The sequence below is a fragment of the Micromonospora echinaurantiaca genome (assembly GCF_900090235.1).
In the GTDB taxonomy this organism is placed as follows: Bacteria; Actinomycetota; Actinomycetes; order Mycobacteriales; family Micromonosporaceae; genus Micromonospora; species Micromonospora echinaurantiaca.
Map to the genome: position 1 here is coordinate 6262730 of NZ_LT607750.1, position 9753 is coordinate 6272482.

The window sequence follows — 9753 nt, forward strand, 5'->3', positions numbered from 1 at the left end:
GGGGTCCGGCTCAGTGCCGCAGTTCGGCGATGCAGCACTTCACGCTGCCACCGCCCTTCTTCAGCTCGGCCAGCTCCACCGGCACCGGGTGGTAGCCGGCGGCCTTGAGCTTGCCGGCGAGCCGGGTCGCCTCGCTGTTGAGCACCACGTTCAGGCCGTCGCTGACCAGGTTCAGACCGAACGTCATGGCGTCCTCGTCGTCCGCCACCACGGCGTCCGGGAAGAGCTGGGTGAGCACCCGCTGGCTGGCCGCGGAGAAGGCGCCCGGGAAGTAGACGATGTTGCTGTCGTCGATCGAGGCCAGCGCCACGTCGAGGTGGTAGAAGCGCGGGTCGACCAGGCGCAGCGACACCACCGGCCGGCCGAGCGCCTCCTGCGCCTCGGCGTGCGCCGGCAGCTCGGTACGGAAGCCGTGCCCGGCCAGGATCAGCCCGCCGTGCGCCTCCGGCAGGTACGCGAAGTCGCCCTCGCCCTCGTTGGTCTCGCTGGGCGCGATGAACCGCCAGCCGTGCGACTCGTAGAAGGCCCGGTGCGCGGCCGCCTCGGCGGTCCGCTGCTCGTGCTTGAACTGGGCGCCGTAGACCGTCCCGTCGACGACGAAGGCGCCGTTGGCGGCGTACACCATGTCGGGCAGGCCCGGCTCGGCGGTGAGCAGGTGCACCTCGTGACCGAGACCGACCAGGGTCTCGCGCAGCCGATCCCACTGCTTGACCGCCAGCTCCGGGTCGACCGGCGTGGTCACGTCCATCCACGGGTTGATCGCGTACTCGACCGCGAAGTGCTCGGGCGAGCACATGAGATATGTCCGCTTTCGCGGAACTCGCTGCTGGTTCACGGTCACCAAGAGTAGGTACCGTACAACTTTGGTAACAGCCACAACCATTGCATGCCAGAGGCGGAACGTTGCAGATAGATGCGGTTGACCAGCGGATCATTGCGTTGCTCGTGGCGGACGCCCGCGCCTCGTACGCGGACATCGGCACCCGGGTGTCACTCTCCGCCCCGGCGGTCAAGCGCCGGGTGGACCGGTTGCGTGCCGCGGGGGTGATCCGGGGATTCACCGCCGTCGTCGACCCGGCCGCCGTCGGCTGGACCACCGAGGCGTTCGTCGAGCTGTTCTGCGCCGGTCGGACCACCCCGGCCCAGATCGGCGTGGCCGCCCGCCGGCACCCGGAGGTGGTCGGGGCGTACACCGTCTCCGGCGAGGCCGACGCGCTGGTGCACCTGCGGGCGGCGGACATCGCCCACCTGGAGGCGGCGCTGGAACGGCTGCGCGCCGAGCCGTTCGTGACCTCCACCCGCAGCACCATCGTGCTGTCCCGGCTGGTCGAGTCCCCCGGCGTCGGTCCGTCCGGCGGCTGACCCTCCGCGCCACCCGCCGGTCCGCAGGACGCACCGCCGCCGACCGGAGACGTGTCACCCCGGCCGGCGGCGGCGAGATCGGACGGGCGGGCGGGAACCGGGCCGGGACGGCCGGCGTCGAACCGGCCATGAAACGGGGAGTTCCCACCGCCGCCGCGGCCGGCACGCTGGTCGCGCTCGCCCTGCTCGCCGGCAGCACCTCCGCGCCGGCGCCGACGCCCGTTCCGCCGCCGGCGCCGCCACCGGCCGCACTCCGGCTGGTCTCCTTCGACTCCTGCGCCGAGGCGCTCGCCGGACTGCGCGCCGCCGCGTCGGCCTCGGTCGGCCCGTGGGGCTTCTCCGGCGGCTGGCGTACCGCCGTGGCCCTCGACGCGGCCGGGGCGGACGCGAAGGCGGCCCCCGGCGCGCGGGAGGCCGGCGCCGCGGCCCCGGAGCACACCGGCACCAACAACCACGAGGCCGACGCGGACGAGCCGGACCTGGTCAAGACCGACGGCCGGCGGATCGTCACGGTCACCGGCGGCGTGCTGCGGGTGGTCGACCCGGCCACCCGTCGGGTCACCGGCCGCCTCGACCTGGCCCGGACCACCCCGCCGGTCGGCTGGTCGGCGCAGAACCTGCTGCTGCACGGCGACCGCGCCCTGGTGCTCGCCGCGGGCGTGGACGTGCAGCCGGCCATCGCGGCTACCCGACCGGCCGGCCGCCCCGACACGGACGCCCGGCTGCTCCTGGTCGACCTCACCGGCGCGCCCCGGGTGACCGGGACCTACCGGATCCAGGGCCACCTGGCGGACGCCCGGCTGACCGGGAGCACCGCCCGGGTGGTGATCCGGTCGACGGCCCGGCTCACCTTCCCGTACGCGGAACGGGCCACCGACGCGCAGCGGACCGCGACCAACCGGGCAGTGATCGCGGCGGCCGGGATCGACGCCTGGCTGCCGGCGTACGAGTGGACCGACGGCACGCTCCGGCACACCGGCCGGGTCGGCTGCGAGCGGCTGAGCCGACCGGACCGCTTCTCCGGCGCCGCCACGCTGACCGTGCTCAGCTTCGACCTGGCCGCCGAGCGGCTCGGCGACGGCGACCCGGTCAGCGTGGCCGCCGACGCGGACACCGTCTACGGCACCGGGCAGAGCCTCTACCTCGCCGGGCAGCGACCGCCGGACCGGCCCGGCTCGCCCCGCTGGGGCCGGGCGATGCCCGAGCAGGTCACCGAGATCCACCAGTTCGACACCGCCGCCCCGGGCCGCCCCCGGTACCTGGCCACCGGCTCGGTGCCCGGCTGGCTCATCAACCAGTACGCACTGTCGGAGTGGCAGGGGCACCTGCGGGTCGCCACCACCGTCGAGGACGGCCGGGCCGGCGGTGCCCGGTCGGAGTCCGCCGTACGCGTGCTGCGCCGCGACGGCGGCACGTTGGCCCCGGTCGGCGCGGTCACCGGCCTGGGCCGGGGGGAGCGGATCTACTCGGTGCGCTTCCTCGGCCAGGTCGGCTACGTGGTGACCTTCCGACAGACCGACCCGCTCTACTCGCTCGACCTGACCGAGCCGACCGCGCCCCGGGTGACCGGCGAGCTGAAGATCACCGGCTACTCGGCGTACCTGCACCCACTGCCCGACGGGCGGCTGCTCGGCGTGGGGCAGGAGGCCGACCGCCGGGGACGGACGCAGGGGCTCCAGGTCTCACTCTTCGACGTCCGGGACCCGGCCCGACCGAGCCGGCTCGACCAGTACCACGTGCCCGGCGCGTACTCCTCGGCGGAGTTCGACCCGCACGCCTTCCTGTACCACCCCGACAGCGGCCTGGTCGCCCTTCCGGTCGACGACCACGTCCGCCTGCTCCGGGTGACCGGCGACACGATCACCGAGGTCGGCCCGGTCCGCCACCCGGGCACCGCGGGCATGGTGGGCCGCTCACTGCTGGTCGGCGGCACGCTCTGGACCGTCTCCGAGGCGGGCCTGCGGGCCTCCGACCCGACCACCGCGCGGAGCCTCGCCTGGCTCCCCTCGACCTGACCGCCCTCCCCACGGGTGGGACCCGGTTCTCGGGGAATCCGGGTCCCACCCCCGAGGGGTGTCAGAGGTACATGCCGGTGCGGTGCTCGCCCTCGTCGCGCTTGACCGGCTTGTCGCCCTCACCGAAGAAGCGCTTGCCGCCGAACTCGCCGTGCAGCCGGTCGTCCAACTCGTCGGCGAGGCCGGTCATCACCTGCACGGCGAGCATCAGGTGGGTCGGCTGGAAGTTGCGGCCGAACACCGGGATGGACGCCCAGACGGTGTCGTCGGCGCAGTACAGCCGGCCGATCGGCATCCGGTTGGTCAGTTCGGAGAGCTTGACGTAGAGCCGCTCGGTCGGCTCGACCTCGGTGAGCACCGGAGAGAAGACGTCGACCAGGGGCGGGTTGTCGCGCACCCGGACGAAGACCATCGCAGAGCCGGCCCGGATGTTGATGTCGCCGTCCGAGTCGACCTGGAGCCGGTCGGAATCCGACTTCAGCATGGTCGACACCACCGTGCGGACCCGCTCGGCCAGGGCCAGCACGTCGCTCTCGCCGGACTGGCTCGCGGCGGCCGCGGCCGCCAGCGCCTCGTCCAGGTCGGCCTCGACGTCCCGGTCCGGGCCGAACTCGCTGCGCGCGGTGCCGAGCGGCTCGACCGGCAGCGGCTCGCCCTCCGCGTCGTGCACCAGGTAGACCAGGAAGGCGGGGTGCGGGGCGCCGTAAACGTCGCGCAGGGTACGGGAGAGCAGCGCGGACAGCCGCGCGGCGTCCGCGGTCGAGGAGTCCAGCCCGAAGTACTCGCCGGAGCCCTCCACCACGCCCGGCGGCGACCAGCCCAGCGCGATCATGTCCGCTACCGCGCTGCGGTCCAGGCGGTAGCCCTGCGGCAGGCTGGCGTTGCCGACCGCCCGGGCGGCGAGCGCCCCCTCCGCGCCGGCGTCCACGCTGACCGAGTAGATGGCGTCGCCGGTGCCGGAGGCGGTCGGGTCGAGGGTCACCTCCAGGTGCGCCCCGGCCGGCAGCGCGGCCAGCCGGTCAGCCAACGCCCGGGCGAACTCCTGCCACGCCTGGGTCACCTTCGCCCGCAGGTCGGCCGTGCTCGGCTCGTCGAGCAGGATCGACTCGTGGTGCTCCGGCATCCCGCCGGGCGGGCCACCGGTCGGCGCCGAGGGGTGGTCAGCCGTCATGATCGCCTCCGTCCGTCACGGGTCACCCTACCCACGACGCCGGGAGGCCGAATCAGCCCCGACCGGGATCGGACAGCGGCGGCGGCGGGCGGTCAGGCCGGGGTGTCGTCCGGGCGGCCGGCGCCGAGTTCGACCGGCCAGGTGCCGGCCAGCGCGCCGAGCCGGGCCGCCGCGTCGGCCGGGTCCGCGCCGCGTCCCACGGCCAGCCCGAGCAGGTACGCGGTGACCGGCGCGCCCGGTCGCAGCACCTGGTGGGCCACCTCCTTGGCCAGGTCGAGCACGGCCGGCACCGGCACCTGGGCCGGGTCCAAACCGAGTTCGGCACACGCCGCCGTGACCCAGTCGTCCATCACCGTCATCGCACCCACTCCTCCGCCCGGCGTACGTCCGAGTCAGTGTCGCAGTCGAACCACGGTGGCGGGCCGGCACCGGACCACGGCACCTCGCGGACGGTCAGCCCGGCCAGCAGGGCGCGGATCGGGGCGCCGGCCAGCCCCCGCCCGGCGGCCAGCCGGTCGACGGCGGCCCGCAGCGGGGGCACCCGCCACACCCCGCAGAGGGTCTGCCGCCGCCCGTCGGCGTCCACGAAGCAGGCCCCGTCCGGTTCGGCACCGGGTCGACCGCCGGTGTCCGCCCCCGGCGGCTCGGCAGCCGGCCGCTGATCGAGTGGGGTCGGGTGACGCCCGTCCGGCCCGGCGTTGAGGTGGCGGAGCAGGTGGCCGATCGCCTCGCCGGTGAGCAGCGGCAGGTCGCCGGCGAGCAGCGCGACGACCGGGGTGTCCGGATCGAGCAGGGCCAGCCCGGCGGCCGTGGCGGCCACCGGCCCGCCGCCGGGCGGCTGCTCCCGGGTCACCAGGACCCCCGCGGGCACCGGCCCGGCCGGCCCCACCAGGACTCGGGGGTGGGCGTCGGCGACGGCGGCCAGCACCCGGTCCCGCATCGGGCGGCCGCCGACCGGGCGGACCGGTTTGTCCACCCCGCCCATCCGGCGCGCCGCGCCGCCCGCGAGCACCACCGCCGCGTACGCCCTCACCCGGCCACGGTAGCCCTGCGGGCCGCTCGGCGGGCGGGGCAGGATGGCGGGATGGGACGGGCGACTGACCGGCGGAGCGTGCTCCGGATCGACCTCGACGCGGCGACCGACGGGCGCGCTGCCGTCCGCCGCCGGGACAGCCTGAGCGTCGAGGAGCCGCTGGAGATCCGGGTCGGTCCGGCCGGGCCGGGGCGCCGACGACCGCTCGCGGTCACCATGCGTACCCCCGGCGACGACCTGGACCTGGCGATCGGTTTCCTGCTGACCGAAGGGCTGATCCGGTCGGCGGACGACGTGCACACCGCGCAGCTCTGCGCCGGCGCGGAGACGCCCAACACGTACAACGTGGTGGACGTGGTGCTGGCGCCCGGCGTGCCGGAGCCGACCACCGATCCGGCCCGGAACTTCTACACCACCAGCTCCTGCGGGGTGTGCGGCAAGGCGAGCATCGACGCGGTGCGTACCCGGTCGGTCTTCGCGGTGGCGGACGACCCGGTCGGCGTGCCGGCGGCGGTCCTGGCGGAGCTGCCGGGCCGGTTGCGGGCGGCGCAGAAGGGCTTCGACCACACCGGCGGGCTGCACGCGGCCGGCCTGTTCACCGCCGACGGCGAGCTGGTGGCGCTGCGCGAGGACGTGGGCCGGCACAACGCGGTGGACAAGGTGGTCGGCTGGGCCGTCCGGGAACGGCGGCTGCCGCTGGCCGGGCACGTGCTGCTGGTCTCCGGGCGGGCGAGCTTCGAGCTGACCCAGAAGGCGTGGATGGCCGGGGTGCCGGTGCTCGCGGCGGTCTCCGCGCCGAGCACCCTCGCCGCCGATCTGGCGCAGGAGGCCGGGCTGACCCTGGTCGGTTTCCTCCGCGGGCGCACCATGAACGTCTACGCCCACCCGCACCGGGTCACGGTCTGAAGCGACGCGCCGGTCAGCGGTCGACGAACCGGCCGAACAGCTCCAGCCGGGCGGCGGCGTCACGGGCCAGCAGAAACCCGGCGATGCCGAGGATCCAGCCCATCGCGCTGCCGGAGGTCCGGACGATCCACCCGTTCAGCCGGGCCAGCAGCGGCTCGATCCGGGCCGGCCAGGCCGTCCGGGCGGCCAGCAGCAGCGCCGCCGGCAGCACCATCACCAGGCAGTAGCCGGCGAGCAGCGCCACCACGGCCGCCGCGCCCAGCCCGGAGGTGGTCAGCAGGCCCAGCGCACCGAGGTACGGCAGCATCGTCGCCACCTCGGCCAGCGCGGCGAGCAGGGCCAGCCCGACCAGCCAGCGGACCGAGGAGTCACCGGAGGTGGCCCGGTCCCGCCAGCGCAGCACCGCACCGCCGCCCGACCGGTTGCGCTTGCCGTCGTAGCGGAAGCTGAGCACGAACAGCCCGACGCCGAGGACGAGCTGCCCCCAGAGCACCGGCCGGTTGTCCAACGCGCCGCCGAGCGCGTCGGCCAGTCGGCTGCCGCCCCAGACCAGCAGCAGGCCGACCGCGAGGTAGAAGCCGGCGATGGTGCCGAGGTAGGCCAGGATCCGCCGGGCGTCGACCCGGCCGGGGGTGAGCAGCAGCCAGACCGGGATGAAGAGGGTGCCGATGCTGGTGCTGTCGACCAGCGCCAGCCCGACGAGCGCGAGCAGCAGTCCGATGCTCATGACCGGCCGACGGTGGGAGCGGGCACCTGATCATTGTCCAGGTTCACCCGGACGATCGACACCCCTGGGGGACGAGCCGGGCGTACCGCGCGGCGGTTGCTGTCAACTTCGCCGCCGGGAACCGCGGAATCTATTGACATTCGATAGGTAACGAGTGATAGTCGATGCATGATCACAGAGCATCGGGCGGTGGCCCCTCTCCGGGTCTTCCTCGTGTTGTTGTTCGGGATCCTGGTCGTGCTGCAGACCTTCTCGCTGCCCGGGCAGTTCGCGCACATGGCCGAGGAGTCGCCCGACCAGGCGTACCTGCGGTGGCCGCTGACCGCCCTCGCGGTCTTCTGGGTGCTCTGCGCCCAGGTGGTGATCGTGTCCACCTGGCAGCTGCTCACCATGGTCAAGCACGACCGCATCTTCAGTCCGGCCTCGCTGGTCTGGGTGGACGCGATCGTCTGGGCCATCGCCGCCGCCTGGGTGGTGCTCGTCGGTGTCTTCCTCTACGTCGGCTTCAACGCGGACGACCCGGGGCCGCCCCTGGTGCTGCTCCTGATGGTCACCGGCGTCGCCGTGCTGGGGCTGTTGATGGTGGTCATGCGGGCGCTGCTGCGGCAGGCCACCACGCTGCGCACCGACATGGAAGCGGTGATCTGATGCCCATCGTCGTCCGCATCGACGTCGAACTGGCCAAGCGCAAGATGAGCGTCGGCGAGTTCGCCGAGCGGGTCGGGCTCACCCCGGCGAACGTCGCGGTGCTGAAGAACGGCCGCGCCAAGGCGGTCCGGTTCAGCACCCTGGAAGCCATGTGCCGGGTGCTCGACTGCCAGCCCGGCGACCTGCTCGAGTGGGTCGACGAATGAGCGCGTCCCGTCGGGATGAGCGGCGGGTCCGCCGTCGCCGAAGGGAGAACCCATGAAGTACGTCCTCGCCGTCGTCGCCCTCCTCGGCGTCGCGCTCGGCGTCGCCGGCGTCGTGCTCGGGGAGGCCGACGACTCGCCCGGCCTCCAACTCCTGGGCGTAGTGCTGGCCGTCGGCGCGATCGCGTTCGGCGTACGGGCCGTCCGGCGCAGCCGGTAGCGGTACCGCCGCCGGCATGGGCCGGCACCGGCGCATCCGGTGTCGTTGGGGCGGGCGGTCAGTCGTCGAAGACGCGGTGCAACCACCAGTCGCCGTGGATGTGCGTCCACCGTTCCTCGATCGGACGCCCCGTCAGCGGTGGTGGCGAGTCGACGCCAGGCAGGTGCACGTACTCCCAGTTGTACTGCCAGGAGTTGTCCGGCAGCTGGAAGCCGACCGCGTCGCCGACGCGGAAGATCCGCTCGACCGCCACACCGGACCGCTCGACCGCGTCTGTCACCTCGTCGAAGTCCGCCCGGGCCGCGGCGTCGAACGGCACGAGGTCCGCACACTCCGGATCGCCGTCCCGGTAGTTGCCACGGGGGTACTCCAGGATGCGGCACGGCCCACTTTCCAGGAGGTACAGGGACACCTTGAGGTCCTCGACCACGGGCAGCACCTCCGTTTCGAGGCTGTCCACGTCCGCCTGACGCTGGCTGGGCCCGGGAGGGCCGACCGGCAGGAATCGTCCCGCCAGAGCCTGGATGGCACTACTCCCCGGGACGCTCACGGTGCCGGCGCCGGGCACGGGCAGCGGCCCGGCGAGCGCGAGCATCAGGTACGCGGCCGCCGCGCCGGCCAGAGCCATCATGGAGTTCCGAAGCCGCCGGCGGCGTAACGCACCGCGCGCGCGGGAGGTGACGGTACGCGCGTCGAACCGCGAGGTCTGCAGGCCCGGGGCGCGGGCGCGAAGGTGGGCCACGACGGCGTCGTCGGACAGGGTGCCACTCGGGGAGGTCGGCTCGGCCGCCGTGGACCGCGGCTCGCGGGTGGGGTCCATCACTGCTGCCCTTCCGTGAGCAGGGTGCGCAGCCGGGCCAAGGCCCGTGCGTTGTGGGATTTGACGGTGCCGACCGAGATGTCCAGCTCCCGGGCGGTCTCGGATTCGGTGAGGTCGAGCAGGTGACGCAGCACCACCACGCGTCGCTGAGCGACGGGGAGCGCCGCCAGGGCGCGCACGACATCGTTGCGTCCGTCCACGGCGTCGGCGTGGCTCGCCGTGGTGCGCTGGGGCAGCGTGTCCGGGGCGGTGAGCACCTCCCGGCGGACGCCGCGCCAGCGGTCGATCCGCAGGTTCACCAGAGTCTTGCGGGCATACGCCCGGGGATCGGTGCTGAGGGCGCGATCCCAGGACCGGTAGGTGCGTTCGAACGTGGTCTGCAACAGGTCCTCGGCCCGATCGAGGTCGCCGGACAGCAGCAGCGCGACACGCAGGAGATACGGCCCGACGTAGGCCACGAACTCCTCGAACTGCTTGTCACGGCTCCGCGAGGACCCGGCCTGAACGCGTGGCTGCGCACCAGACAGCTCGACAGCCTCTGGTGCGTCCATGGGTTCGGCGTTCACATCCGACCGACTCGCATGCTCATACCCTCCACCACGGCAGCACCCGCCGGATGGTTGTCACCGGGCCAGCTCACCTCCGCCG

At 73.9% G+C, this 9753-nt stretch carries 13 protein-coding genes; 6 read left to right on the forward strand and 7 right to left on the reverse strand.

Going from position 1 to position 9753, the window contains the following annotated elements; genetic code table 11:
• Nucleotides 1–10: 10 nt before the first annotated feature.
• The gene (ddaH, locus tag GA0070609_RS28380) at nucleotides 11–844 is read right to left on the reverse strand and encodes a dimethylargininase (protein WP_172899425.1); all 834 of its coding nucleotides are present in this window, start codon (nucleotides 842–844) and stop codon (nucleotides 11–13) included.
• 59 nt (nucleotides 845–903) lie between these two features.
• Between ddaH and GA0070609_RS28385 the strand changes: the two genes are divergently transcribed.
• Both GA0070609_RS28385 and GA0070609_RS28390 read left to right on the forward strand, forming a co-directional pair.
• On the forward strand, nucleotides 904–1362 hold the full coding sequence (locus GA0070609_RS28385) for an Lrp/AsnC family transcriptional regulator (RefSeq protein WP_088996627.1): 459 nt from the start codon (nucleotides 904–906) through the stop codon (nucleotides 1360–1362).
• A 128-nt stretch (nucleotides 1363–1490) separates the two neighbouring features.
• Nucleotides 1491–3377 carry a beta-propeller domain-containing protein gene (locus GA0070609_RS28390; protein WP_088996628.1) on the forward strand — a complete coding sequence of 629 codons (1887 nt, stop codon included), beginning with the start codon at nucleotides 1491–1493 and terminating at the stop codon, nucleotides 3375–3377.
• Between the two features lie 61 nt (nucleotides 3378–3438).
• On the opposite strand, the gene GA0070609_RS28395 is transcribed toward GA0070609_RS28390, so the two are convergent.
• The 3 genes from GA0070609_RS28395 to mobA all read right to left on the reverse strand — a co-directional run bounded on the left by GA0070609_RS28395 (nucleotide 3439) and on the right by mobA (nucleotide 5626).
• Entirely contained in the window at nucleotides 3439–4548 is a 1110-nt protein-coding gene (locus GA0070609_RS28395) for a T3SS (YopN, CesT) and YbjN peptide-binding chaperone 1 (RefSeq protein WP_088996629.1), read from the reverse strand.
• 92 nt (nucleotides 4549–4640) lie between these two features.
• On the reverse strand, nucleotides 4641–4907 hold the full coding sequence (locus GA0070609_RS28400; RefSeq protein WP_088996630.1) for a DUF6457 domain-containing protein: 267 nt from the start codon (nucleotides 4905–4907) through the stop codon (nucleotides 4641–4643).
• On the reverse strand, nucleotides 4904–5626 hold the full coding sequence (mobA, locus tag GA0070609_RS28405) for a molybdenum cofactor guanylyltransferase (RefSeq protein WP_231928931.1): 723 nt from the start codon (nucleotides 5624–5626) through the stop codon (nucleotides 4904–4906). Before mobA ends, GA0070609_RS28400 begins: the two co-directional genes overlap by 4 nt.
• A gap of 6 nt (nucleotides 5627–5632) precedes the next feature.
• On the opposite strand from mobA, the gene fdhD reads away from it, so the two are divergent.
• Nucleotides 5633–6487 carry a formate dehydrogenase accessory sulfurtransferase FdhD gene (gene fdhD / locus GA0070609_RS28410; RefSeq protein WP_088996632.1) on the forward strand — a complete coding sequence of 285 codons (855 nt, stop codon included), beginning with the start codon at nucleotides 5633–5635 and terminating at the stop codon, nucleotides 6485–6487.
• A 13-nt stretch (nucleotides 6488–6500) separates the two neighbouring features.
• Here the strand turns inward: fdhD and GA0070609_RS28415 are convergent, their stop codons facing one another.
• Nucleotides 6501–7214: a GAP family protein gene (locus tag GA0070609_RS28415; protein ID WP_088996633.1), complete on the reverse strand. Its 714-nt coding sequence runs from the start codon at nucleotides 7212–7214 to the stop codon at nucleotides 6501–6503.
• Nucleotides 7215–7382: 168 nt separating this feature from the next.
• Between GA0070609_RS28415 and GA0070609_RS28420 the strand changes: the two genes are divergently transcribed.
• The 3 genes from GA0070609_RS28420 to GA0070609_RS33745 are packed head-to-tail and all read left to right on the forward strand — an operon-like array spanning nucleotide 7383 to nucleotide 8285.
• A complete protein-coding gene (locus GA0070609_RS28420) occupies nucleotides 7383–7862 on the forward strand; it encodes a DUF2975 domain-containing protein (protein WP_088996634.1) in 480 nt (159 codons plus the stop codon).
• The gene (locus GA0070609_RS28425) at nucleotides 7862–8068 is read left to right on the forward strand and encodes a helix-turn-helix domain-containing protein (RefSeq protein ID WP_026874506.1); all 207 of its coding nucleotides are present in this window, start codon (nucleotides 7862–7864) and stop codon (nucleotides 8066–8068) included. The genes GA0070609_RS28420 and GA0070609_RS28425 overlap by 1 nt, the downstream gene beginning before the upstream one ends.
• A gap of 52 nt (nucleotides 8069–8120) precedes the next feature.
• Entirely contained in the window at nucleotides 8121–8285 is a 165-nt protein-coding gene (locus GA0070609_RS33745) for a hypothetical protein (protein ID WP_172899426.1), read from the forward strand.
• 58 nt (nucleotides 8286–8343) lie between these two features.
• Here the strand turns inward: GA0070609_RS33745 and GA0070609_RS28430 are convergent, their stop codons facing one another.
• Both GA0070609_RS28430 and GA0070609_RS28435 read right to left on the reverse strand, forming a co-directional pair.
• Nucleotides 8344–9105: a hypothetical protein gene (locus GA0070609_RS28430; protein WP_088996635.1), complete on the reverse strand. Its 762-nt coding sequence runs from the start codon at nucleotides 9103–9105 to the stop codon at nucleotides 8344–8346.
• Nucleotides 9105–9656 (reverse strand): SigE family RNA polymerase sigma factor, encoded by a 552-nt coding sequence (locus GA0070609_RS28435; protein WP_088998018.1) that lies wholly within the window; start codon nucleotides 9654–9656, stop codon nucleotides 9105–9107. The genes GA0070609_RS28430 and GA0070609_RS28435 overlap by 1 nt, the downstream gene beginning before the upstream one ends.
• Nucleotides 9657–9753 lie beyond the last annotated feature (97 nt).